We start from the raw sequence: 24,246 nt of genomic DNA on the forward strand, positions 1-24,246 counted from the left end.
CATTCCCACGCGGAGCGTGGGAACGATCAACAGATCAGCGTTTCACCGTGAGATCAACCTGAGTCATCCGGCTACGCACGGTAAACACCCCATCGCCGGAAAGAATGGCACTGCGCGCAAACAGGCGCCCGCTCTCCCAATTCGAAAGGCCCAGTTCCGGCTTGTTCAACGCGTACTGGCCATCGACCCAACGGGTGATGCCGTTGCCCACGAACGGCGCATTCACCGCGTTGTAGAAGCGTTCCTGAACCGCCGCCGCCTCGCTGATCAACGACACGGTGAATTGCGGACTGTAACAGTTGAAGAGCGCAATCGCCTGATCCAGATCGTCGACAATCATCAGGCTGACTTCCGGGGTTTCTTCCCATTCCCACTCGCGGCCCAGCTCCGACTCGGGCAAAGACTCGGCCAGCGCTTCGGTCTGGTAACCCTCGGCGCGATAAACCTCGACCGTTGCGTTCTGCCATTCGCTTGGCAGGCAACTTTCACTGCCCGCGACGATGTGCAATTTGCAGCCTTGGCCGCGTGCAGTACCGGCGTCTTTCAAGGCATCGAGGAACAGCCGCACCAGCTCATCGGCGCGTTCGCGCTGAATCAGGCAGACGTTCAGGGTGTTGCAGACCTTGCGGTCCAGCGAGTTGCGCACCACTGCCGCGAAGCGAGTGGCGTCGGCGTCACGGTCGGCGATCAGCCACGCGCCGCCGGTGCCATGCAGGCTGACGGCCGTGCCGGCCTGCTGGGCGATGCTGCCCAACTGACTGACCGCACGGCCCGAACCGCGCGCCACGGCCAATGACAAACGCCGGTCGGCGAACATCGCCCAACCGGCGGCGTGATTGACGCTTTCGACCAACGACACCGCCCCCACCGGCAAACCGGCTTCGGCCAGCGCCGGGTTCAAGGCGTGAGTGACGATGGCTTGCGCAGTGCCCAACGCATCGCTGCCGATGCGCAGCACAGCCGTATTACCGGTGCGCAACACCCCGGCGGCGTCGGCAAATACGTTGGGTCGGCCTTCGAAGACAAACGCGACGATGCCCAGCGGCGAGACCACTTGCTCAACCTTCCAGCCATCGTGCTCGACACTGCTGATCACTTTGCCCCGGGTCGGTGGCGCATCGCGCCAGGCGCGCAGCCCGGCGATCATGTCGCGGCGCATGCGTTCATCAGCGAGCAAGCGTGTGGTCGAGCGGCCGCGCGCCTTGGCCCGTTCGATGTCGGCGCGGTTGGCGGCTTCGATCTGCGTCCAGCATTCAGGACTTTCCAGGCGCTGAGCAAACAGATCGAAGAACCGGCTGATGGCTTCATCGGACACCGCTGACAACGCTGTGAATGCCGCAGCCGCACGCTCGATTGCCACCGAGGCGGCCTGTTGATCGGCCACGGGGATCAGCAACAACTCGCCACTGACCTGCTCGACCAGCAGATGGTCACCGGGCTGAAACCGCGCGGCCAGTTCGGGGCTGACCACGGTGACGCGGTTACCGGCGAAAGGGATCGGCGTGCCAGCGACTAGACGTTCGAGCGCAAGAGACATGAAGCGGATTCACCATGCAGAGGGCGGCCGGAAAATGTATAGAACACGATCCTGCAAAGCAACACTGCACCCGGAGGGAGCGAGCCTGCTCGCGAAAGCGGCCAGTGAGACGACATCGATGCTGAATGTACCGGCCTCTTCGCGAGCAGGCTCGCTCCCACACTGGAAATCGTGGTGTGTCTTCAGAACACCGACCAGCCAATCCGCGAGCTGAGCAACTCCAGCGCCGCCATCCCCGCCAGCGAGTTGCCGGCCGCATTCAACTCCGGCGACCACACGCACACACTGAACTGCCCCGGCACTACCGCAACGATGCCGCCGCCGACCCCGCTCTTGCCCGGCAGGCCGACGCGATAAGCGAAGTTGCCCGCCTCGTCATACAAACCGCTGGTAGCCATGATCGAGTTGACCTGCTGGGTCTGGCGGCGCGTCAGAATCTGCTCGCCGCTGTGCTTGCAGAACCCGTCATTGGCCAGAAAACAGAACGCCCGGGCCAGATCGATGCAATTCATCCGCAGCGCGCAGTGGCTGAAATAGCTGCGCAACACGGCTTCGACATCGTTGTGAAAGTTGCCGAACGACTGCATCAGATACGCCATCGCCGCATTGCGCGCGCGGTGCTGGTATTCGGAGTCGGCGACCTTGCCGTCAATCATGATCTGCGGGTTGCCGGACAGGCGCCGAACGAAGTCGCGCATCGACAGTGTCGGCGCGGCGAAGCGCGACTGGTTGATGTCGCAGATCACCAGCGCCCCGGCGTTGATGAACGGGTTACGCGGGCGGCCGCGCTCGAATTCCAGTTGCACCAGCGAATTGAACGGCTGGCCGGACGGCTCATGGCCGAGTCGCTCCCAGATCGCTTCGCCGGAGTGATCGATGGCCTGCACCAGGCTGAATACCTTGGAAATACTTTGCACCGAGAACGGCGTTTCAGCGTCGCCGGCGCAATACATTTCACCATCGTTACTGTACACGGCAATGCCCAACTGGTTGGCCGGCACCGTGCCGAGGGCGGGAATATAGTCAGCGACCTTGCCCTGCCCGATCAGGGGCCGGACCGCGTCAAGGATCTCATTCAACAGCGCTTGCATGCCGGGTTCCGAAAGTCTCGCCCCATGGGGATCGCGGGGACACTGGGGCTAGACGCTGCGCCCGCCGGTCGCATCACACCGGCAAGCGCCAAGCAAAATGTTCTAGGCTGAAGCGGACCATTCAGACACGGGAGAGCACCATGCACCTCGAAGGCTCCTGCCATTGCGGCGAAGTCACGTTCAGCCTCGACAGCGCCCATCCTTATCCCTATCAACGCTGCTATTGTTCGATCTGCCGCAAGACCCAGGGCGGCGGCGGTTATGCGATCAATCTTGGCGGCGACGCGACCACTCTCAAGGTTCGCGGACGCAAAAACATCAGCATCTATCACGCAAAAATGAAAGCCGACGGCGAGAAGCGCGCCCATCGCAGCAGCGCCGAGCGTCACTTCTGCTCGTTGTGCGGCAGCGGTTTGTGGCTGTTCAGCCCGGAGTGGCCAGAGCTGATTCATCCATTCGCCTCGGCGATCGACACGCCGCTGCCGGTGCCGTCGGAACACACGCACCTGATGCTCGGGTCAAAAGCGCCGTGGGTTGAGGTCGAGACGAAGCCGAAGGATCAGCAGTTCGATGAGTACCCTGAAGAATCCATCGCCCAATGGCATGAGCGACTCGGTGTAACTCGCTGAACACCGCGCCCTTCGCGAGCAGGCTCGCTCCCACATTTGGATGCGATCACCTGTGGGAGCGAGCCTGCTCGCGAAGGGGCCGGGTCAGGCAATATCAATCAGTCCAGATGTACCCAGGTCATCCTGAACAGCGCCCCACCCCACACCGAATCGCCAACGTCAACCTGCCCGCCATGGGACTGCGACACCCGCCGCACCAGCGCCAGGCCCAACCCGAAACCACCGGTGCGCCGATCACGGCTGGCGTCCAGGCGCGAAAACGGCTCGAAGATTTTCTCCCGTCCCTCCAGCGGCACGCCCGGGCCGTCATCGCAAACCCGCACTTCATAGTCATCACCATTGCGCAGCAGAGACACCTCGACGCGCTGCTCGGCATAACGAATGGCGTTGCGCAAAAGGTTGATCACCGCCCGCGCCATGAAGCGTGGCTCGATGCTCACCGTGTCAACCTGGCAACCGGCGATCAATAATTGCACCCCCGCCGCTTCAGCTTCCAGCGCCACGCTGCCGACGACGCTGTCGAGCCAGTCGACCGCCTGAACATTCTCCCGTTTGATCACTGTCGCGCCGTGCTCGAGGCTGGCGTAGGTCAGCAGCTCCGAGACCATTTCCTCCAGCTCACCGAGGTCGGCGTACATGTCGGCGATCAACTCGCGATTCTGGCCGGCGCCGGGCTGCTGTTTAAGCTGATCGAGTTCGAACGACAGCCGCGCGATCGGTGTGCGCAATTCGTGGGACACCGCGTTGGTCAGCTCGCGCTGATTGGCGATCAAGCCCTCGATGCGCGCCGCCATCAGATTGAAGTGCTCGGCCAGATCGCGGATGTTCGAGCGCCGCGACAACTGGATACGCACAGACAGATCGTTGTCGCCGAAACGCTCGGCCGCCAGGCGCAGTTTTTCCAGATCGCGCCAGTGCGGGCGCACCCAGAAAAACAGAACGATGCCGATCAACACCGCCAACATCATGTACGCCGCGGTGATGTAGAACGGCATCAGGCTTGGCTCCGGCGGCAACTTGATGCTGAGCAGCTGTGAGCCGCCATCGATATTGCTGATGAACTGTGTGTAATCGTCGCGGATCACCAACAGGTTCTGCGCCAGTTCGGCCTTTTCCTGCGGCGTCAGGGCCAGTTGATCGGCCTCCACCAGACTGAGCGACAAACCGTAATGCGCGCGCAATGAATCGAGTTTCTGCTCACGCTCGGCACCCTGGCGGCCTTGCAAATGATCGACCAGTGACCACGCTTGGCCGCGCACGGCTTCACGGTTGTAATCCTGCATCTGACTGTCGAGCAACGCGTTGAAGGTGTGCTCGACCGCCTGCAAGGCCAGCACCAGACCCACTGTCATCACCAGAAACAGCCCGAGAAACAAACGCAGCATCTACAACTCCCACGCGAACGGATTGAACAGATAGCCCTTGCCCCACACGGTCTTGATGCACACCGGCTCGCGGGGATTGTCCTTGAGTTTGTTGCGCAATTTGCTGATGTAGACGTCGACGCTACGGTTGAGGCCGTCGAAGGCAATGCCGCGCATGCGATTGAGAATGTCATCGCGAGAAAGGATTTTGCCCGCCGCGCTGGCGAGCAACCAGAGCAATTCGAACTCCATGGTGGTCAGCTCGATCAGCTCACCGGTCAGGCGCACTTCCCGGCAACTGCGATCGATGCTCAATTGCCCGAACTCAAGGAAACTGACCACGCTGGTGTCCGGCGTCTGCCGCCGTTGCAACGCCCGCAGCCGCGCGAGCAACACCGGCGGTTTGATCGGTTTGATCACGTAATCGTCAGCGCCGGACTCCAGACCGAGGATGTGATCGAGATCGTCTTCCTTGGCGGTGAGGATCACGATCGGCGTGTCCGAGACACTGCGAATTTCCCGACAGACCTGCAAACCGCTCTGCCCCGGCAACATCAGGTCGAGCACCACTACTTTCGGCTTGAATTCAAGAAACGCGGCCACGGCAAGATCACCGCGAAGCACCGTGCGCACCTCGTAGCCGTGTTGTTCAAGAAAGTGTGCGATCAGTGCGGCGAGACGCTCATCGTCTTCGACCAGCAGAACTTTGCCGAAACCCAGGTTATCCATAACAACCGTTGCCAAGCCAAACGTGGAAGGGCCGATATTATGCTGGCATTCATCGAACAGGCGATGACGGCAGACAGCAAAAACCGGCCACTCGGGCCGGTTTTCGGTGATGTTTCATACTCTTAAGAGTTTTTAACAAATTCAGGCGGGCACACCGCTGTGGAAGCGGAATTCCTCGTCCGGCGATTCGATCAGTTCCTGCTCGGCCGCACGGACGCGCTCGATCACCTGCGCGACATCCTTGGCATCACCATACTGATAGGCCAGTTTCAGATAACCCTGAAAGTGCCGCGCCTCGCTTTTCAGCAAACCGAAATAGAACTTGCCCAGTTCTTCGTCCAGATGCGGCACCAATGCTTCAAAGCGTTCGCAACTGCGCGCTTCGATGAAAGCACCAACCACCAGCGTATCCACCAGTTTCACCGGTTCGTGGCTGCGCACCACCTTGCGCAGGCCCGAGGCGTAGCGGCCGGCGTGCAGCTGACGCAGCTCGATCTTGCGCCGTTTCATGATGCGCATGACCTGCTCGTGGTGCACCAGTTCTTCCCGGGCCAGGCGCGACATCATGTTGATCAGGTCGACATGGGCGTGGTACTTGGCAATCAGGCTCAGCGCCGTGCTGGCGGCCTTGAACTCGCAGTTCTTGTGATCGATCAGCAAGGTTTCCTGATCGGCCAGTGCCGCCTGGACCCAGGCGTCGGGCGTGCGGCAGCCAAGGAATTCGTGGATTTCGGGAAGGATCATGGGGCTCACGGTAAAAGGTGTTCGAGCGAAGGGCGCCGATTATACCGGCCTGCCCGCAGACCACCAGCGGCGGCTGTTGATATGCATCAAGTCGCAGACGTTCGGGTAGCAACTATAGTTGTGCAACGCCGTGCCTTTTCTTTGCTGGAGACTCCGCTCATGCAAGCCATTCGCAGCATTCTGGTGGTCATCGAACCTGAACATGCAGAAAGCCTGGCGCTCAAGCGCGCCAAGTTGATCGCCGGTGTCACCCAGGCCCATCTGCATCTGCTGGTGTGTGACAAGAAGCATGACCACGCCGGCCTGCTCAGTGTGCTCAAGGCGGCATTGCTCGCCGAAGGCTACAGCGTGACCACCGAACAGGCGTGGAACGAGAGCCTGCACGAAACCATCATTGATGTGCAGCAGGCCGAGGGTTGCGGGCTGGTGATCAAACAGCACTTTCCCGACAGCTCATTGAAAAAAGCCTTGCTGACCCCGGCAGACTGGAAACTGCTGCGCCAATGCCCTACTCCAGTGCTGCTGGTGAAGACCGCTGGCTCATGGAAGGACAAAGTGATCCTGGCTGCAGTCGACGTTGGCAATGCCGACGGTGAGCACCGGCATTTGCACAGCACCATCATCGATCATGGCTATGACATCGCCAGCCTGGCCAAGGCGCATTTGCATGTGATTGCCGCGCATCCGTCGCCGATGCTGTCGGCGGCGGACCCGACGCTGCAACTGAGCGAAACCATCGCGGCGCGTTATCGCGAGCAATGTCGGGCGTTTCAGGCCGAATTCGATGTCGATGATGAACATCTGCACATCGAAGAAGGCCCGGCAGATGTATTGATCCCGTTCATGGCGCACAAGCTGCAGGCGGCGGTGACGGTGATTGGCACGGTGGCGCGCACCGGGTTGTCAGGCGCGTTGATCGGCAATACCGCTGAAGCGGTGCTGGATACGCTGGAAAGCGATGTGTTGGTGCTCAAGCCGCAGGAGGTTGAGGATCATCTGGTGGAGTTGACGGCAAAACACTGAGGATTGCCATGCCTGACTGGCGCTTTCGCGAGCAGGCTCGCTCCCACATCTGGAATGCATTTCCCTGTGGGAGCGAGCCTGCTCGCGAAGCTTCTAGGCGCCGAAGGCGTCTTTCAGGAAGCCCGGGGCGATGTAGCGTTGATAATGCGCTTCCGACAGCAGGAAGAATTCCCGATCAATGGCATCGCGCAGTTCCGGCAGGTTCCAGTCGCGGAACTCCGGCAGCAATACCATCCCGTACGCCTCAAGATTAATGATCACCCGCGCGCCCCGGGCAATCAGCTGATAGGCCCAGCAATATTCCGACTGATGCGGTACGAAGCGGATCTTGCGCTGTTCCAGTTGCTCGCGCAGGCGCGCCGGATCGAAGATCTCGACTTTGCTCGCCATCACTTGTGACAGCAATTGCTCCAGACGCAGCCACACCGCACGCTTTTCCTCCTCGTTGTACCCATTCCAATGGATCACTTCGTGGTGAAAACGCTTGCAGCCACGGCACACCAAGTCACCGTAAACGGTGGAGCAGAGGCCGACGCAGGGGGTCTTGATGGTCTGATTGGGCATAAATGGGCAAAACACTGAAACGCGGAACAGGCCGGCATGTTAGCCCTTTGTCGGGCATTGATCACCCCTCAAACAGCAAGGTCTCGCCAGCGCCGCAGGTTTGCTCCGGCCGCGCCGATTGCCACGAAAGTCCAATAGAGCGCGACTTACCTTTAAATTTTTTTTGCCGTAGAATCAGCCAGCCTTTTAAGGCGCCAATGTCCGTTAGAAGCTGTTTTCAAAGCGTCACGAGCACAGTCGTTCCTTCAGAGCGGTGTTGGCGAAGGGTTTTTCCAGCGGGGAAAAGCCCTTCGCCAACCCTCATCAGCTCCCCGTTCTGCAGGCGTAAAACTTTGAAAGCAGCTTCTGTAAGGAATTGCCGGTAATTCTGGCCGAACGACCCACAACGTCGTGAGGCGCATGAGTACGGCAATTTCGGGATGAGCGTCCCGGACACCCATTTGGGACCACTGATGAGGGTAATAACTGTGCTTGAAGCCTACCGCAAACATATCGAAGAGCGTGCAGCCCTGGGTATCGTTCCCCAGCCGCTTAACGCCGAACAAACAGCAGGCCTGATCGAGCTGCTGAAGAACCCTCCGGCTGGCGAAGAAGCTTTCCTCGTTGACCTGATCACCAATCGCGTACCACCTGGAGTGGACGAAGCCGCCTACGTCAAGGCCGGTTTCCTGTCTGCCCTGGCCAAGGGCGAAGCCACCTCCCCTCTGCTGGACAAAAAACGCGCTGTAGAACTGCTCGGCACCATGCAGGGCGGCTACAACATCGTCACCCTCGTTGAACTGCTGGACGACGCCGAGCTGGCGCCAGTCGCCGCCGAAGAACTCAAGCACACCCTGCTGATGTTCGACGCCTTCCACGACGTCGCTGAAAAAGCCAAGAACGGCAACGTTCACGCCAAGGCCGTGCTGCAATCCTGGGCTGACGGCGAGTGGTTCAAGAAGCGCCCGGTCCTGGCCGACAAGATCAGCCTGCGTGTATTCAAGGTCACCGGCGAAACCAACACCGACGACCTCTCCCCTGCGCCAGACGCCTGGTCGCGTCCTGACATCCCGCTGCACGCCCTGGCCATGCTGAAAATGGCCCGTGACGGCATCGTTCCGGACGAGCAAGGAAAGACCGGTCCGATGAAGCAGATCGAAGAAATGCGCGGCCAGGGTTTCCCGATCGCCTACGTCGGTGACGTGGTCGGTACCGGTTCCTCGCGTAAATCGGCTACCAACTCGGTGCTGTGGTTCTTCGGCGACGACATCCCGTACGTGCCGAACAAGCGCGCTGGCGGTTTCTGCTTCGGCAGCAAGATCGCTCCGATCTTCTACAACACCATGGAAGATGCCGGCGCCCTGCCGATCGAGTTCGACGTATCGAACATGAACATGGGCGATGTGATCGACCTGTACCCGCACGCTGGCAAAGTCTGCAAGCACGGTACCGACGAAGTCATCACCACTTTCGAAATGAAAACCCCGGTGCTGCTGGACGAAGTCCGTGCCGGCGGTCGTATCCCGCTGATCATCGGCCGTGGCCTGACCGAGAAGGCTCGCGCCGAACTGGGTCTGCCGCCGTTCGACCTGTTCAAGAAGCCGGAAGCTCCGGCTGAAAGCACCAAGGGCTTCACCCTGGCGCAGAAAATGGTCGGCAAGGCTTGCGGTCTGGCAGAAGGCCAAGGCGTGCGTCCTGGCACCTACTGCGAACCGAAGATGACCACCGTGGGTTCTCAGGACACCACAGGTCCGATGACCCGTGACGAACTGAAAGACCTGGCGTGCCTGGGCTTCTCCGCTGATCTGGTGATGCAGTCGTTCTGCCACACCGCGGCTTATCCAAAGCCTATCGACGTGACCACCCACCACACCCTGCCTGACTTCATCATGACCCGCGGCGGCGTTTCCCTGCGTCCGGGTGACGGCATCATCCACTCGTGGCTGAACCGCATGCTGCTGCCGGACACCGTTGGTACCGGTGGTGACTCGCACACCCGTTTCCCGATGGGCATCTCGTTCCCGGCCGGTTCGGGTCTGGTCGCGTTCGCCGCTGCTACCGGCGTAATGCCGCTGGACATGCCGGAATCGATCCTGGTGCGCTTCAAAGGCAAGATGAAACCTGGCATCACCCTGCGTGACCTGGTTCATGCCATTCCGTACTTCGCCATCCAGAACGGTCTGCTGACCGTTGAGAAGAAAGGCAAGAAAAACGCCTTCTCCGGCCGCATCCTGGAAATCGAAGGCCTGGAAGGTCTGACCCTGGAGCAGGCGTTCGAACTGTCCGACGCCTCGGCCGAACGTTCGGCTGCCGGTTGCACCATCAAGCTGTCGAAAGAGTCGATCACCGAGTACCTGCAGTCCAACATCACCCTGCTGCGCTGGATGATCGGCGAAGGCTACGGCGATGCCCGCACTCTGGAACGCCGCGCTCAAGCGATGGAAGCCTGGATCGCCAACCCGGAACTGATGGAAGCCGATGCCGACGCCGAATACGCCGAAGTCATCGAAATCGATCTGGCCGAGATCAACGAGCCTGTGCTCTGTGCGCCAAACGATCCGGACGACGCCCGTCTGCTGTCCAGCGTTGCTGGCGAGAAGATCGACGAAGTGTTCATCGGTTCGTGCATGACCAACATCGGTCACTTCCGCGCTGCCGGTAAACTGCTGGATCAGGTCAAGGGTCAGCTGCCAACCCGTCTGTGGCTGTCGCCGCCGACCAAGATGGATGCTCACCAACTGACCGAAGAAGGCTACTACGGCATCTACGGCAAGGCTGGCGCACGCATGGAAATGCCAGGCTGCTCACTGTGCATGGGTAACCAGGCACGCGTTGAGCCGAACAGCACCGTGGTCTCGACGTCGACCCGTAACTTCCCGAACCGTCTGGGCGACGGCGCGAACGTCTACCTGGCCTCGGCCGAGCTGGCGTCCGTTGCTTCGATCCTGGGTCGCCTGCCGACCGTCGAGGAGTACATGGAATACGCTGGCAAGATCGACAGCATGGCGGCCGATGTCTACCGCTACCTGTCCTTCGACCAGATCGCCGAGTTCCGTGAAGCGGCTGCGAACGCCAAGATCCCGGTCGTTCAAGCCTAACGCTGCAGGCAATAAAAAACGCCGCCCATCGTGAGATGAGCGGCGTTTTTTTTGATCGTTCCCACGCTCCGCGTGGGAATGCAGCCCCGGACGCTCTGCGTCCCCAAGCGTGACGCAGAGCATCACAAGAGGCGTTCCCACGCAGAGCGTGGGAACGATCAGTCGTTACACAGACAGCTTGTAAACCAATGCCGAAATCGCTACCAGCCCAACTGCAGTAACAAACACGTTCGACGCCTGACCGCGATAACGCGCCATCGCTGGCACCTTGCGAATCGCATACATCGGCATCAGGAACAGAATCGCCGCAATCACCGGACCACCGATGGTTTCGATCATGCCGAGGATGCTCGGGTTCAGCGTCGCTACGATCCAGCAGATCACCAGCATCAACGCCGCCACGATGCGATCCAGCGCCTTGGCGCCCGGGCGTTTGCCGCTCTTGACGATCAAGCCCTTGAGGCCTTCGCTGGCCCCGATGTAATGGCCGAGGAACGACTTGGAGATCGCCACGAACGCAATCAACGGCGCCGCGAAGGCGATGGTCGGGTTGCTGAAGTGGTTGGCCAGGTACGACAGGATCGACAGGTTCTGATCTTTGGCCTCAGCCAGTTGCTCCGGCGACAGGGTCAGCACGCAGCTGAATACGAAGAACAGCACCATCAGCACCATCAGTGCGTGAGCGCGGGAGAGAATCTGCGCACTGCGCTCTTCGGCATGCACGCCGTAGCGGCGCTTCTGATCGACCGCAAACGCCGAGATGATCGGCGAATGGTTGAACGAAAACACCATCACCGGAATCGCCAGCCACAGCGTGTGCAACAGCGCTGACGGCGCCGGCACTTGCGAGGCAGTGGCGAGGATGCCGCCGTTCCAGTGCGGAATCAGGTACACGGCGAGGAACAGCAGCGCGACGATGAACGGATAGACCATCAGGCTCATGGCCTTGACGATTGCCTGCTCACCGCAACGCACGACGGCCAGCAGGCCAAGAATCAGCACGAACGACAGCAACGCGCGCGGTGGCGGCGTGATGTGCAGTTGATGTTCGAGGAAACTGGCGACCGTGTTGGTCAGGCCGACGCTGTAGATCAACAGGATCGGGAAGATGGCGAAGAAGTACAACAGCGTAATCAGGGCACCAGCCTTGATGCCGAAATGCTGCTCGACCACTTCGGTGATATCGGCGCCTTCGCGACCGGACAGCACAAAACGGGTCAGGCCACGGTGAGCGTAAAACGTCATCGGGAATGCCAGCAGCGCGAGGATTACGAGCGGCCAGAAGCCACCCAATCCTGCGTTGATCGGCAAAAACAGGGTGCCGGCGCCAATGGCCGTCCCAAACAGTCCCAGCATCCAGGTGGTGTCCTGGCGATTCCAGCTCGAAAGTTCAGCGGGTGCTGCTGCGTCGAAACGCTTTTCGAGGCTATTGGCCTGATCATTCATCCGGTCGGATCTCCGCTTTCCGGTCACTTGCCACTCGGTCAGGATGCGTCGGAAAAAACCGACAGACATGCTCCGGCCGAAACAGGGGCGCGATTCTCCGTGATAAATCAATGCAAGCAAAGACTTAGCTGAGGAATGGTTGTGCGGAGCAGATCCAAGGATGGTCGTTTATGGAAAAAACAAGGTCGTTCACGGATACGTCAGATGCCGCAAACGGATACGTTTTGCACCCACCCATGCGTCATCGAATGCGCCTAGAGCGATATGCCGAGCATGAAACCCAATAAAACGCAGTACAGCCCGAAGCCGAAAAGCAACCAGAGCTTGCCATTTTCGCGCTTGTCCCTATTGCGCACCGCTTCTTCATATTCTGCGAACTCTCGCTCAATTTGCTCCAGTCGTGCCTTACGGTCATATGTGCTCATACTGATTAACCTTTGAATAATGCGCCTGACGGTCGTGTAGCATGAAGACTCACAACTTGAAGAAAAACCCTGCCACTGCGGTGATTGCAGTCAAGACTCCACCAAACACTGCAATTGGATAGAGCTTCGTCTCCCTTGATAACTTTTTCTCTTCAGCCTGAAGCTTTTTCCATTCAGCCACGAGTTTCCTTGATTCGTTTTCCAGCCTGTCGAGCTCCAGATTTTCGCGATCGTTATGGAACATTTGCCCTCCTTGGCTGCTGGCGGATCGGTGTCAGCATTTGCATGCACATCGACGGCTATCGTCATGCCCTTATCATCAAACTGTTCTATTCACGCTAACCAGCAGACGCATCTGCCATTCCCGTAGGGAAAATCCGCGAGTCACGTAAGCCGCCTCATACACGGAATTTGCGATATTCCAGACCAATTACCTGCCAGAACCCTGCCCTTGATCTAGCGTGTGAGGAGCCATAACCCAAGGAGCCTCCCATGCCACTGGTCCGCGTCGACATCCAGCAAAACCCCGACCCTACTTTCGCCAGGCGCATCGGCGAACAAATCTACGCCGCCCTGCGCAGCTGCATCGATGTGCCCGAGCACGACAATTTCCAGATTCTCAACGAGCACGACGGCCAGCACTTCGTATATGACCCGCAATATCTCGGCATCCAGCGCAGCGACGGCGTGGTGTTCATTCAAATCACCATCAGTGAAGGCCGCACTGTGGAGAAGAAACAATTGATGTTCAAAACCATCGCCGAAAGCCTGCATGCGCACGTGGGGATACGCCCGGAGGATGTGTTCATCAATCTCGTGGAGGTGAAAAAAGAGAACTGGTCGTTCGGCAATGGCATTGCGCAATACGTCACCTGATTGGCCGTACGCCATGGGTGCTTGCTTGTTCCACGAACCCGTCCAGAATCAAAGCACCACTGCGTGAATGCAACGATTGCCAAGCCGCTGCGGATTCAGCACTCTGAGTCGACTTTCGCGACCCACCCGCCGCCCATCACAGGAGCCGCGCAATGCCCGCAACCGTTCTGGTACTGGTTGAAACGATCAATGACTATCTGCCGATTCTCGAACACCAGGGATTCCATCTGATCCTTGCACCAACGCCGGCCGAACGTGCGCAAGCCATCATCACCCATGGCAGTCGTATCGATGCCGTGCTGACTCGCGGCCCGCTGGGCCTGACCGCCCAAGAGATCAGCGCCCTGCCCGCCCTGAAAATCATCACGGTGATCGGTGCGGGTTATGAACAAGTCGATCTGCAAGCGGCCAGCGACCGCGGGATCACCGTCACCAATGGTGCCGGGGTCAACGCCTCGTCAGTTGCCGATCATGCGATGGCGCTGTTGCTGGCATTGGTCCGCGACATTCCGCGCTGTGATGCAGCGGTGCGCCGCGGTGAATGGCCGAAAATCATGCGCCCGTCGCTGGCCGGCAAACGCCTGGGAATTCTTGGGCTGGGCGCGGTGGGCATGGCGATTGCCAAGCGCGCGGAATTGGGTTTCGACATGCAGATCAGCTACCACAACCGCCAGGTGCGCAGCGATGTGGCTTACGCGTTCTGCTCGACTCCGACCGATCTGGCGAGAGTTTCGGACTTTCTGGTGGTTGCCACGCCCGGTGGCATTACAACGCAGCATTTGGTCACACGAACAGTGCTTGACGCGCTCGGACCGAATGGATTCATCGTCAATATCGCCAGAGCCAGCGTGATCGCTACGGCGGACCTGATCACTGCATTGGAACAGCGGCGCATCGCTGGTGCCGCGCTGGATGTTTTCGATCACGAACCGGAAGTGCCCGATGCCCTGAAAAGCCTCAGCAATGTTGTGCTGACTCCGCACGTAGCCGGGCTTTCCCCTGAGGCTACACAAGGCACGGTTGAGCTGGTGGGCAAAAATCTGATGGCATTTTTTTCCGGACAACCGGTGCTGACTCCCGTCGCGCTGCCACCGAAACTGATTAACCAGCGTGTGCATTAAGGCGCTCGGGATCCTCGGTCTGCAGCGTTCATCGCCCCCATTCTCAAAGTTGATCATCCAGCAACACGCTAACCTATAAGACCGACCCGCGCTTGTGAGCATTCGAGCGCGCCATTAGATTAGCCAATGATGTCTGGCCTCCAAAATAAGCAGAAGGGATAAGCATGGCGCTTACTGACCAGTCCACCCGGATCCGCGCGGGCGAAGAACTCGATGCCAGCCTGATCGATCCGTACCTCAAGGCGCACATCCCCGGCCTGACCGGCAGCCCGCAGATCAGCCAGTTCCCCGGCGGTGCGTCGAACCTGACCTATTTGCTGGAATACCCGGAACAAGAATTTGTCCTGCGCCGTCCGCCGTTCGGCCACAAGGCCAAATCCGCGCACGACATGGGCCGTGAATTCCGCATCCTTAACCAACTGCGCGACGGCTTCCCGTATTGCCCAAAGGCCTACGTGCACTGCACCGATGAAACGGTGATCGGCGCCGAGTTCTATGTAATGGAACGGGTCAAGGGCATCATCCTGCGCGCCGAGCTGCCACCGGAGCTGGGTCTCGATTCGGCGAAAACCGAAGCACTGTGCAAAAGCTTCATTGACCGTTTCGTTGAACTGCACCGCGTTGATTACAACGCCTGCGGACTTGGCGATCTGGGCAAGCCTGAAGGCTACGTCGCGCGGCAGATCAAAGGCTGGAGCGAGCGTTACGAAAAAGCCCTGACCCCGGACGCGCCGCACTGGGAAGCCGTGAAAGCCTGGCTCAACGACAAGATGCCGGCCGACCACCCGACCTCAAGCATCGTCCACAACGACTATCGCTTCGACAACGTCATCCTCGACCCGGCCAATCCCATGCAGATCATCGGCGTGCTCGACTGGGAACTGACCACCCTCGGCGATCCGCTGATGGATCTGGGCAACACCCTCGCCTATTGGATCGAAGCCGGCGACCCGGCACCGGTGCAACTGATGCGCCGCCAGCCAAGCCACGCGCCGGGCATGCTCACCCGCCGCGAATTCGTCGACTACTACGCCGAGCGCTCGGGCATCCGCATCGACAATTTCGACTTCTACTACACCTACGGCCTGTTCCGCCTGGCCGGCATCGTGCAGCAGATCTACTACCGCTTCTACCATGGCCAGACACAGGACAAACGCTTCGCGCAGTTCATTCACATGAACAAACTGCTCGAGCAGATGAGCCTGCAGGTCATCCAGAAATCCAGCCTCTGATCCGGGCCAATAACAAGACCTTCAACAAGGGAACCCCATGTCCAAGACTCAGTTGTTCGACCTCGACGGCAAAATCGCTTTCGTCTCCGGCGCCAGCCGTGGCATCGGCGAAGCCATCGCCAAACTGCTGGCCCAGCAAGGTGCCCACGTGATCGTCTCAAGCCGCAAGCTCGAAGGCTGCCAGCACGTCGCCGACGCTATCACCGCCGCCGGCGGCAAGGCCACGGCCGTGGCCTGTCACATCGGTGAGATGGAGCAGATCAGCCAAGTGTTTGCCGGGATCAAGGAACAGTTCGGCCGCCTCGACATTCTGGTCAACAACGCCGCGACCAACCCGCAATTCTGCAACGTGCTCGACACCGATCTCGGTGCGTTCCAGAAGACCGTCGACGTGAACATTCGCGGCTACTTCTTCATGTCGGTCGAAGCCGGCAAGCTGATGCGCGAAAACGGTGGCGGCAGCATCATCAACGTCGCCTCGATCAACGGCATCTCGCCGGGGATTTTCCAAGGCATTTATTCGGTGACCAAAGCGGCGGTCATCAACATGACCAAGGTCTTCGCCAAGGAATGCGCGCAATTCGGCATCCGCTGTAACGCCCTGCTCCCCGGCCTGACCGACACCAAATTCGCCTCGGCCCTGGTGAAAAACGACGCGATTCTGAAACAGGCGCTCACGCAGATTCCGCTCAAGCGCGTAGCCGACCCAAGCGAAATGGCTGGAGCAGTGTTGTACCTGGCCAGCGATGCGTCGAGCTACACCACTGGTGTGGCGCTGAATGTGGATGGCGGGTTCCTGTCCTGATTTTCAGGACGGATACCTGACCCTTGTGGGAGCGAGCCTGCTCGCGAAAGCGTTGGGTCAGTCAGCTATGTCTTGACTGATACCACGCCTTCGCGAGCAGGCTCGCTCCCACAGGGTCAGTGCGGGATTCCAGCACCGGAACATCAGCAGCGTTATTGGGTTATGCAACGGGTAGTGGTGATGTGGCGCGTCACCTGCCCATCCACATACATATCCCCGGCAACCTCAGTATTCTCCAGCACCTCACACCGACGTTCCGGCGGTGGTGGCGGCGCGACAGGCGCAGGCGGTGGAGGACTGGCACAACCGGCCAACAACACTGCAAGAAAAGCCAACGGCAATACGCGTTTCCCAGGATTATTCATAGGGCGACCCGCGGTAAAGAGAGACAAACTCCCGCAACCCAACCGGCCGCGGAAGACCTGACCACTCGTTATTTATAGCTGAGCGCCTTGTTAGCGCCAGTGGATTGGGGAGATTGGCTGGGATTGGCTGTCGGTTTTGCGCGAATTTTCCGGCAGTGGGCTGGATTGAGACCATCGTTGCCGGCGAGGGCCTCATCGCGAGCAGGCTCGCTCCCACAGAAACGGAAGAAGCAAAGCTCATCCGCTCTTCACCACTCAAAACAATGAGCGTTAGCTCGAGTACCGCTTTTGATCTTGATCTAAGAGCCCGTCGGCAGGCTGAGTGGAGGGATTGATCCGGGCGTGGGAGCGCAGCGACCGTACGACGCAGTCGTACACAGCGGAAGGAGGTGCAGCGAAGCAAACCGTAGCCGCTGCGCCAGGATCGATCCCGGAGCGAAGGAACCCCGAGCTTCAGCGAGCGGGCCGAACGTCAGGGCGAAGACCTTTTGGTTACTTTGGGCTGGGCCGGCATTCCGGCGTTTGCCAAAAGTGACCCGCCGTAAGGGCGGAACCGTAACCAGTAGCACCCGCAGAAACGGATATACACCCAACCCCCCCACAACATGGCCGGCCCAAAGGCCGCCAAGACCAAAGCGCACTAAGCCAAATCCGGATCCCGCGAAGAACGCAAGGAATTGCTCTCAAGCTCATACCGCAACTCATCCACCAACGCCTCAACCGCCCCAGGCGTACGCAGCGAAGCCAGATCCAGACCGCTGATCACCAGATCCACCTGCCCCGAATCCCGGTGATACAACTTGACCGTCAGCGAATGATCACCATCCACCGAACACTCACAAGCCAGCGGCGCAAAACTGTGCTCGAGCCGAGCGCGCAACTGCGCAAGATTCATCATTGAGGTTGTTCCTATGGCTGTTTCAAAAGGGGCACGATCGCAGGCCGAAATGGCCCACACCGCACCCCACCAGCCTAAGAACACAACGCCCTCGCCAATACATGAATTTGCACCCTTGTAACTAGTGCATTTGCACCCCTTCAACGCTGGCCCTTGGTGCCCCACTCTCCCGAAAACAAGCCTCGCTCCCGAGCCCAGACAATCGCCTCGCTGCGGCTGTGCACATCAATTTTCGAATACACAGTCGCGACATGATTGCGCACGGTGTTCGGCGCCAATTTCAACCGCGCGGCAATCTCCTTGTCCGCCAGACCTTCACAGATCAAACCCAGTACATCCCGCTCACGCGCCGTCAGATCAGTGAACGAAGCGCTGGGCAGTTGCGGCGAGTTGATTTTCTTCACGTTGGCCAGCTTTTCGATCAACGTTCGGCTGAACCACGACGCATCCTTCATCACCTCTTCAATCGCCGCCACCAACTCAAGCTCAGTGCGCTTGCGCTCGGTCATGTCCATCAGCACCAGCAGATAACAGGAAACATCGTGGATATTTACGGTGTCAGCGGAAACTGCACACTCCAGCAACTCCTCATCCTTCTTGCGAACCGGCACGTCGACGCGATCCACCCGACCGTTCTTCGCCAGCGCCGACAACAGCCGCGTGCGCGCGCCGTCATCGTGGATGAAGCTCAATTGCGTCACGGTTTTCCCGAGTACGTCATCGCTGTCATAGGCCAGGGTATCGAGGAATGCCTGATTGACGTCGATGACCTCCTGCTTGTCAGCGGTGCAGATCAGAATCGGTACCGGTGTCAGACGAAACGCCTTTGCAAAGCGCTCCTCGCTCTGACGCAAGGCAACTTCCACGCGGCGCCGGGGCTCCATGTCGACAAAGGAGAACAGCATGCAATTCTCGTCATTGAGCAGCAGCGGCTGCCCGGCAACGATCACCTGCTTGCTGCCCCCATCCGGCAGACGCAATTCCGCCTGCATTTGCGGGATGGTCGCGACATCGCGCAAGCGCTGAACGGCCAGATCGCGCTGATCGGCCTGTTCGAAAATATCGATTTCATAGGCCGAAGTGCCGATCACTTGATCGCGGGTGTAGCCGGTCATTTCCAGAAAGCCCGGATTGACCTTGATGTAACGCAAATCGCTCAGACGACAGATCACTGCCGGCGCAGGGTTGGCATTGAAGGTTTTTTCGAAGCGCAACTCGGCGTTGGCCCAATCGGTGACGTCGCTCATGATCAGCACCAGCGACTCGGGCTGGCCGACGCGGTCGGTCAGCACCATGCTGCGCACGCTGTGCACCCAGATATGCTCGGGGTCATCCACGGAGGAGACTTCGATCAGCACATCACTGAACGCTTCACAGCGCGCCACGCGGCTGATCGGGTAGTTCTCGGGTGGCAAGACATGATTATTGCGATAGCGCAGCGTAAAGCGCTTGGCATACTCGTCAGCGTTGGTGCCCAGATCACCGATGGTGCTGACACCGTGCATGGTCAGCGCCGCTTCGTTGGCCCAGAGAATGCTTTTGTCGAGCTCCAGCAGAATCACCCCGTCCGACAGCCCGGCGATGATCTGCTGCAACTGGCGACGGTTGGTTTCGGTAGTCAGGACTTCCTGGCTCATTGGATCTCCACACTGTGATGCGGCTAGGTGAAAAGTACGACCGCAGCGGCTCAGGATCGTGCGACACCCGGAAAACCACTGCCCCTTGCGGGAGCGAGCCTGCTCGCGAAGCGGTGAGTCGGCTGGAGTATTTGTCACTGATACAAGGGTTTCGCAAGCAGACGTCGCAGCTAATCAGTGATGCTGAGTATCACCCGCTGCAGTATCAATACTGACAACCACTGACATCCCCGGCCTGAGCCGCTCTTCTTCCTGCTGATCCGGGTCAATCGTGATCCGTACCGGCACCCGCTGAGCAATCTTGACGAAGTTGCCGGTGGCGTTGTCGGCCTGCAGCAAGGCAAATTCCGACCCGGTGCCCGGCGAAATATGCTGCACATGGCCGGTGAATCTGCGGTGGTTCAAAGCGTCGACGGTGAAGCGCACCGGTTGCCCGACACGCACATTGGCCATCTGGGTTTCCTTCATGTTGGCGATCACCCATTTCTGATCCGGCACCAATGCCATCAACTGCGCGCCGGAGTTGACATAGGCGCCGAGGCGCACGCCGATCTGCCCGAGCTGGCCATCTCGCGGTGCAACAATCCGCGTGTTCGACAGATCGATCCGCGCCAGTTGCACCGCCGCTTCGGCACTGGCCACGGCGGCTTCCAGCGAGCCCCGATTGACGATCACCGTTTGCAGATCCTGGCGGGCGATTTCCAGATTGGCCTTGGCCTGCGCTACCGCCGCGGTGCTCTGCGCGTTGGCGGCGAGGGTCACGTCGAATTCACGTTTGGACACCGAGCCGTCACGCACCAGTTCCTGATTGCGGCGCAGATCAGCCTCGCTCTTGCGCAACTGCGCCTGGCTGTCGGCGAGCACTGCCTGACGCAATTTGATCGTCGCCTCGGCGCTGTTGCGCTGCTGCACGACATTGGCCAATCCGGCTTTCTGCACCGCCAGTTGTGCCAGCGACTGGTCGAGGCGTTGCTGATAAATGCGGTCGTCCAGACGCACCAGCAGGTCCCCAGCCTTGACGTACTGGAAGTCCTGCACCGGCACTTCGAACACATAGCCGCTGAGCTGCGGGCCGATGATCGTCACCTGCCCGCGGATCAAGGCGTTTTCGGTGGTTTCGACCGCACTGCTGAATGGCGGCAGTTGCCACGCATACAGCACGATCAGTACGCCGACGATGGCGATTGCGGCAAAGCCCAGTGAAGAAATGATCCGCACCCGCAGCGAACGCGGCGCAGTGTTGGGTGATGACGGCGGCGCCTCCCCTTCAGGCGTGGCGGCGATGGCGTTGGTGGTTGTGGTGGTCGGTTCGGTCATGAAGAAGTGGCACCGCTGGGTGGTACGGAAGGTGTCGGTTCAATGGCTTTGGTGGTGCTCATCAGCCACAACGCGCGAATCGAAAGCCAGATCATGGTCAGGACGGCAATGACCGCGATCAGCATGAAGACATCGTTATAGGCCAGCACGTTCGCTTCGCGTGTCGCCGCATTGGCGAGGCTGCGAATGCCGGCCAGATTGCGCAGGCTCGGGTCGGCGAGCAAACCGCCGAACGCCGAGCCGCCGCTCTGCACTCGCGCCGCGACCAACGGATCGGACATCACCAGATGATCGACGATGTGGCTGGAATGGTACTTCTCCCGCACGATCTGAAAAGTGCCGAGCAACGCCGCGCCGAGCAATCCGCCGAGGTTGTTGCAGATCCCGAACAGCACGGAAAAGCTCACCAGATTGCGCGGATTGGTCAGCACGTTGCGCGTACCGAAGACCATGGTCGGGCCGAGAAAAAACGTACTGCCGAACGCCAGCAGGAACTGGCTGAAATACAGGTTTGCGGGGCGGGTCAGGTTATTCGAGAAGCTGTCCATCACCGAACCGGTGGCCATTAGTGCCAGCGAGATGATCAATGGCATCAGCAGGTGTTTGGGGTCGATGGTCAACGCGCTGGTGGCAAGGCCGGCGATGCTGCCGATCAGCATCACCACGTACAGACTGTGCAGTTGTTCATAGCCCATGTTGAGGTTCTGCATGAACCCGACCGCGCCGGTGGATTGCTCCGAAGTGACCATGCGAATCAGGGTTACCGCCAGCGCCAGGCGAATCATCGTTCCGCTGCCGAGCCAGCGGGTCATCAGCATCGGGTTGCTGCGGTTGTGCTCGATGGCCAGGCCCATGATGATCAGCGCAATCGAGCATGCGAGCGCCACACCGATCCAGTCTGCTTCCAGCCACCAGTCGATGCGCCCGAGCGACAGCACCGCGCACAACAACGCCACACCGGTGGCGAGGATGGCGAAGGTCAGGAAGTCGAGTTTTTCAAAGGTTTTGAAGCGGTCGCCGGGTGGCAGTTTGAGCAGCAATACACAGCCAAGTGACAGCAGCGCCATGCCCAATTCGAACAGATAGAGGCCGCGCCATTCGGCAATCTGCAACAGGTCTTCGGAAAACAGCCGCGCCAGCGGTAATGCCAGTTGTGAAGTGCCGAGGCCGAGCACCAGCGCCTTCAGCCGCCACTTCGCCGGAAACGCCTGGACCATGTAATACAGGCCCAGCGAGCTCAGCGCTGCACCGACCATGCCGTGGGCAGCACGCACCGCCACCGCCGAATTCAGATCGTTGACGAACAAATGGCCGAAGGTCACCAGCGCATACAGCACCAGAAACACCTCGGTGAACGCGCGCAAGCCAAACTGCTGGCGAAACTTGACCAGCAGCAGGTTCATCGACACGTTGGTCATCACGTACGCCGCCGGCAGCCAGGCCATCTCCGCCGTGGTCGCGCCGAGCGAACCTTGCAGATAAGGCAGGTTGGCCACCACCAATGAATTCCCCAGCCCACCGGTCACCGCGACCAGCACACCGACCGCCGCGTATGCCAAGCGCTTGGGCGTGGAGTGCAATGGAGTCGAGGGGGATCCGGGCAGGCTGGGTTTTTCGTGGGGCTGCCAGTTGCGCGGGGCGTATTTATCCATGGATCGGCCTGGTGCTGGGGGTGAAGGAAGTTTGCCGCAATTTGACGGGCAATACACGGCTCGACAGACACCAAGGAACCCTGTGGGAGCGAGCCTGCTCGCGAAAGCGCTGTGTCAGTCGACAACTTCATTGAAGGAAAGTCCGCATTCGCGAGCAGGCTCGCTCCCACAGGGGTTCTGCGTCGCATGGAGGGTCATCGTATAACTTCCAGTTGACAAGCTCCGAAAATCTGGGAAATATCCGCCTCAATGTTGTACGACGACGTATGACAAATAATAAAAACAACAAACGATTCAGGGAGCGTCACAGTGAGCCCACTCGCCCGCAATTCCGTCCGCCCTTCACGTGTTGCCCATTTCAAACCGCGTTCGACCCTGAGCCTGATCGGCTGCAGTAGCCTCGCCCTGGCGTTGCCGATGAGCGCCGATGCCGAAGGCTTCCTGGAAGACAGCAAAGCCACGCTGAACCTGCGCAACGCCTACTTCAACCGCAACTTCGTCAACCCGGCCAACCCGCAAGGCAAGGCTGAAGAGTGGACGCAGAACTTCATCCTCGACGCCAAATCCGGCTTCACCCAAGGCACCGTCGGCTTCGGTCTCGACATCCTTGGCCTGTACTCGCAGAAGCTCGATGGCGGCAAAGGTACCGGTGGCACGCAGTTGCTGCCGATCCATGATGACGGCCGCCCCGCCGACAACTTCGGCCGCCTCGGCGTGGCGCTGAAAGCCAAAGTCTCGAAGACCGAACTGAAGGTCGGCGAATGGATGCCGGTGCTGCCGATCCTGCGCTCCGATGACGGCCGTTCCCTGCCGCAGACCTTTCGCGGCGGCCAGATCACCTCCACCGAGATCAACGGCCTGACTGTCTACGGCGGCCAGTTCCGTGGCAACAGTCCGCGCAACGACGCGAGCATGGAAGACATGTCGATGAACGGCCGCGGTGCATTCACCTCCGATCGCTTCAACTTCGGCGGCGGCGAATACACCTTCAACGAAAAACGCACCATGGTCGGCGTGTGGTACGCCGAGCTCACTGACATCTATCAGCAGCAGTATTTCAACCTCAGCCACAGCCAGCCGATGGGCGACTGGACGCTGGGCGCCAACCTCGGTTTCTTCACCGGCAAGGAAGACGGCAGCGCCCAGGCCGGCGACCTCGACAACAAGACCGCGTTCGCCCTGCTCTCGGCCAAGTATGGCGGCAACACCTTTTACGTCGGCCTGCAGAAACTTACTGGCGACGATGCGTGGATGCGCGTCAACGGCACCAGCGGCGGCACCCTGGCCAACGACAGTTACAACGCCAGTTATGACAACGCCAAAGAGCGCTCCTGGCAGGTGCGTCACGACTACAACTTCGTTGCGCTGGGCGTGCCTGGCCTGACCCTGATGAACCGCTACATCAGCGGCGATAACGTGCACACCGCCAGCACCAACGATGGCAAGGAATGGGGCCGCGAGTCGGAACTGGCCTACACCGTGCAGAGCGGCCCGCTGAAAAACCTCAACGTAAAATGGCGCAACGCGACCATTCGCCGGGACTTCAGCACCAATGAGTTCGACGAAAACCGGATATTCATCAGCTATCCGATTTCGTTGTTGTAACGGTTGGCGGTTTGCCCTGTGGGAGCGAGCCTGCTCGCGAAAGCGCCGGACCAGTCGATTTGTTCTGACTGGCACACCGCATTCGCGAGCAGGCTCGCTCCCACAAGGG

The 24,246-nt window shown here is 59.7% G+C and carries 21 protein-coding genes; 8 read left to right on the top strand and 13 right to left on the bottom strand.

What is annotated here, in order from left to right; genetic code table 11:
• Window positions 1-34: 34 nt before the first annotated feature.
• Window positions 35-1,537: an aldehyde dehydrogenase family protein gene (locus tag ACZ0AZ_RS24765; RefSeq protein ID WP_463538371.1), complete on the bottom strand. Its 1,503-nt coding sequence runs from the start codon at window positions 1,535-1,537 to the stop codon at window positions 35-37.
• A gap of 182 nt (window positions 1,538-1,719) precedes the next feature.
• Window positions 1,720-2,628 (bottom strand): glutaminase B, encoded by a 909-nt coding sequence (glsB, locus tag ACZ0AZ_RS24770; protein ID WP_024013269.1) that lies wholly within the window; start codon window positions 2,626-2,628, stop codon window positions 1,720-1,722.
• Between the two features lie 140 nt (window positions 2,629-2,768).
• Here glsB and ACZ0AZ_RS24775 point away from each other — a divergent pair, with 140 nt between their 5' ends.
• Window positions 2,769-3,257 (top strand): GFA family protein, encoded by a 489-nt coding sequence (locus tag ACZ0AZ_RS24775; protein WP_463538372.1) that lies wholly within the window; start codon window positions 2,769-2,771, stop codon window positions 3,255-3,257.
• A gap of 98 nt (window positions 3,258-3,355) precedes the next feature.
• Here the strand turns inward: ACZ0AZ_RS24775 and ACZ0AZ_RS24780 are convergent, their stop codons facing one another.
• From ACZ0AZ_RS24780 to ACZ0AZ_RS24790, 3 genes are all read right to left on the bottom strand, one after another.
• Window positions 3,356-4,642: an ATP-binding protein gene (locus ACZ0AZ_RS24780; protein ID WP_463538373.1), complete on the bottom strand. Its 1,287-nt coding sequence runs from the start codon at window positions 4,640-4,642 to the stop codon at window positions 3,356-3,358.
• Entirely contained in the window at window positions 4,643-5,350 is a 708-nt protein-coding gene (locus ACZ0AZ_RS24785; protein WP_463538374.1) for a winged helix-turn-helix domain-containing protein, read from the bottom strand. It lies immediately after the preceding gene.
• A gap of 141 nt (window positions 5,351-5,491) precedes the next feature.
• Window positions 5,492-6,094: a MiaE family protein gene (locus ACZ0AZ_RS24790; protein WP_016775115.1), complete on the bottom strand. Its 603-nt coding sequence runs from the start codon at window positions 6,092-6,094 to the stop codon at window positions 5,492-5,494.
• A 159-nt stretch (window positions 6,095-6,253) separates the two neighbouring features.
• Between ACZ0AZ_RS24790 and ACZ0AZ_RS24795 the strand changes: the two genes are divergently transcribed.
• Window positions 6,254-7,117 carry a universal stress protein gene (locus tag ACZ0AZ_RS24795; RefSeq protein ID WP_130000006.1) on the top strand — a complete coding sequence of 288 codons (864 nt, stop codon included), beginning with the start codon at window positions 6,254-6,256 and terminating at the stop codon, window positions 7,115-7,117.
• A 93-nt stretch (window positions 7,118-7,210) separates the two neighbouring features.
• On the opposite strand, the gene ACZ0AZ_RS24800 is transcribed toward ACZ0AZ_RS24795, so the two are convergent.
• Window positions 7,211-7,681 (bottom strand): DUF1289 domain-containing protein, encoded by a 471-nt coding sequence (locus tag ACZ0AZ_RS24800; protein WP_024013275.1) that lies wholly within the window; start codon window positions 7,679-7,681, stop codon window positions 7,211-7,213.
• A gap of 467 nt (window positions 7,682-8,148) precedes the next feature.
• On the opposite strand from ACZ0AZ_RS24800, the gene acnB reads away from it, so the two are divergent.
• Window positions 8,149-10,758 carry a bifunctional aconitate hydratase 2/2-methylisocitrate dehydratase gene (gene acnB, locus ACZ0AZ_RS24805; RefSeq protein WP_039763151.1) on the top strand — a complete coding sequence of 870 codons (2,610 nt, stop codon included), beginning with the start codon at window positions 8,149-8,151 and terminating at the stop codon, window positions 10,756-10,758.
• 165 nt (window positions 10,759-10,923) lie between these two features.
• On the opposite strand, the gene ACZ0AZ_RS24810 is transcribed toward acnB, so the two are convergent.
• From ACZ0AZ_RS24810 to ACZ0AZ_RS24820, 3 genes are all read right to left on the bottom strand, one after another.
• Entirely contained in the window at window positions 10,924-12,204 is a 1,281-nt protein-coding gene (locus tag ACZ0AZ_RS24810) for an HAAAP family serine/threonine permease (RefSeq protein ID WP_130000007.1), read from the bottom strand.
• Between the two features lie 254 nt (window positions 12,205-12,458).
• The gene (locus ACZ0AZ_RS24815) at window positions 12,459-12,629 is read right to left on the bottom strand and encodes a hypothetical protein (protein WP_463538375.1); all 171 of its coding nucleotides are present in this window, start codon (window positions 12,627-12,629) and stop codon (window positions 12,459-12,461) included.
• 49 nt (window positions 12,630-12,678) lie between these two features.
• The gene (locus ACZ0AZ_RS24820; protein WP_056789207.1) at window positions 12,679-12,873 is read right to left on the bottom strand and encodes an FtsB/FtsL family cell division protein; all 195 of its coding nucleotides are present in this window, start codon (window positions 12,871-12,873) and stop codon (window positions 12,679-12,681) included.
• Between the two features lie 248 nt (window positions 12,874-13,121).
• Here ACZ0AZ_RS24820 and ACZ0AZ_RS24825 point away from each other — a divergent pair, with 248 nt between their 5' ends.
• The 4 genes from ACZ0AZ_RS24825 to ACZ0AZ_RS24840 all read left to right on the top strand — a co-directional run bounded on the left by ACZ0AZ_RS24825 (window position 13,122) and on the right by ACZ0AZ_RS24840 (window position 16,663).
• Window positions 13,122-13,505 (top strand): tautomerase family protein, encoded by a 384-nt coding sequence (locus ACZ0AZ_RS24825; RefSeq protein WP_130000008.1) that lies wholly within the window; start codon window positions 13,122-13,124, stop codon window positions 13,503-13,505.
• 152 nt (window positions 13,506-13,657) lie between these two features.
• On the top strand, window positions 13,658-14,626 hold the full coding sequence (locus ACZ0AZ_RS24830) for a 2-hydroxyacid dehydrogenase (protein WP_463538376.1): 969 nt from the start codon (window positions 13,658-13,660) through the stop codon (window positions 14,624-14,626).
• A 164-nt stretch (window positions 14,627-14,790) separates the two neighbouring features.
• The gene (locus ACZ0AZ_RS24835) at window positions 14,791-15,858 is read left to right on the top strand and encodes a phosphotransferase family protein (protein WP_415762164.1); all 1,068 of its coding nucleotides are present in this window, start codon (window positions 14,791-14,793) and stop codon (window positions 15,856-15,858) included.
• Window positions 15,859-15,895: 37 nt separating this feature from the next.
• The gene (locus tag ACZ0AZ_RS24840) at window positions 15,896-16,663 is read left to right on the top strand and encodes an SDR family oxidoreductase (protein ID WP_024013283.1); all 768 of its coding nucleotides are present in this window, start codon (window positions 15,896-15,898) and stop codon (window positions 16,661-16,663) included.
• Between the two features lie 1,005 nt (window positions 16,664-17,668).
• Here ACZ0AZ_RS24840 and ACZ0AZ_RS24845 read toward each other — a convergent pair.
• The 4 genes from ACZ0AZ_RS24845 to ACZ0AZ_RS24860 all read right to left on the bottom strand — a co-directional run bounded on the left by ACZ0AZ_RS24845 (window position 17,669) and on the right by ACZ0AZ_RS24860 (window position 22,532).
• On the bottom strand, window positions 17,669-17,926 hold the full coding sequence (locus tag ACZ0AZ_RS24845; RefSeq protein WP_024013284.1) for a DUF1652 domain-containing protein: 258 nt from the start codon (window positions 17,924-17,926) through the stop codon (window positions 17,669-17,671).
• A 140-nt stretch (window positions 17,927-18,066) separates the two neighbouring features.
• The gene (locus ACZ0AZ_RS24850) at window positions 18,067-19,563 is read right to left on the bottom strand and encodes a helix-turn-helix transcriptional regulator (protein ID WP_039763159.1); all 1,497 of its coding nucleotides are present in this window, start codon (window positions 19,561-19,563) and stop codon (window positions 18,067-18,069) included.
• Between the two features lie 174 nt (window positions 19,564-19,737).
• Window positions 19,738-20,880: an HlyD family secretion protein gene (locus tag ACZ0AZ_RS24855; RefSeq protein ID WP_039763160.1), complete on the bottom strand. Its 1,143-nt coding sequence runs from the start codon at window positions 20,878-20,880 to the stop codon at window positions 19,738-19,740.
• On the bottom strand, window positions 20,877-22,532 hold the full coding sequence (locus ACZ0AZ_RS24860) for an MFS transporter (protein ID WP_463538377.1): 1,656 nt from the start codon (window positions 22,530-22,532) through the stop codon (window positions 20,877-20,879). The genes ACZ0AZ_RS24855 and ACZ0AZ_RS24860 overlap by 4 nt, the downstream gene beginning before the upstream one ends.
• A gap of 309 nt (window positions 22,533-22,841) precedes the next feature.
• On the opposite strand from ACZ0AZ_RS24860, the gene ACZ0AZ_RS24865 reads away from it, so the two are divergent.
• Complete coding sequence (locus ACZ0AZ_RS24865; RefSeq protein WP_130000012.1) at window positions 22,842-24,137, top strand: OprD family porin; 1,296 nt, start codon at window positions 22,842-22,844, stop codon at window positions 24,135-24,137.
• Window positions 24,138-24,246 lie beyond the last annotated feature (109 nt).

Source organism: Pseudomonas sp. AC239 (genome assembly GCF_979258545.1).